This is a genomic window from Acinetobacter sp. TUM15071, from assembly GCF_008980925.1.
Taxonomy (GTDB): Bacteria; Pseudomonadota; Gammaproteobacteria; order Pseudomonadales; family Moraxellaceae; genus Acinetobacter; species Acinetobacter dispersus.
Genome location: NZ_BKGB01000051.1, coordinates 1 through 494, shown reverse-complemented (window position 1 = coordinate 494; position 494 = coordinate 1). Strand labels below are relative to the sequence as shown.

Annotated in this window: 1 protein-coding gene; it reads left to right on the top strand. The window is 37.9% G+C overall.

The window, feature by feature from the left end; genetic code table 11:
- Positions 1–2: 2 nt before the first annotated feature.
- Positions 3–494: helix-turn-helix domain-containing protein (locus GBI66_RS19165; RefSeq protein WP_151717184.1), on the top strand; the 492-nt coding region annotated here is incomplete at its 3' end.

The following is a 494-nucleotide window of genomic DNA, read 5'->3' as shown; positions in this document are numbered from 1 at the left end:
ATATGGGTCGTTTCGATCTCGCTCGTCAACGTCGTGGTTTGACTAAGAGAGATTTGGCTCATCGATTAGACGTAACCGATAGAACTGTCTCAAACTGGTACAACAATCAAGAAATTGATGAGAGAATTTTAGAAAAAGCCGCTGAGATTCTCGATTTTCCTCTTAGTTTCTTTTATGGAAGCGACGTAGAAAAAATTCATGCTGAATCTGTCAGTTTTAGGGCTCTTACTAAAATGACAGCTAAAAAAAGAGATATGGCAATTAGCCAAACTATTTTAGCTGAAATGATCAGTGATTGGATTGATCAGAACTTTGAGTTGCCCCTCCCTAATGTTCCTGATCTACATGAATTAAGAAGTGATTTCTCAAATGCTATTACTAATGAATCAATAGATGAGGCTACTGACAATGAAGTTAATTATTATCTTGAATACTCATACCCTGAAGCATGTGCGGATACTGTAAGAAAAGCATGGGGATTAGGGGAGCAGCCT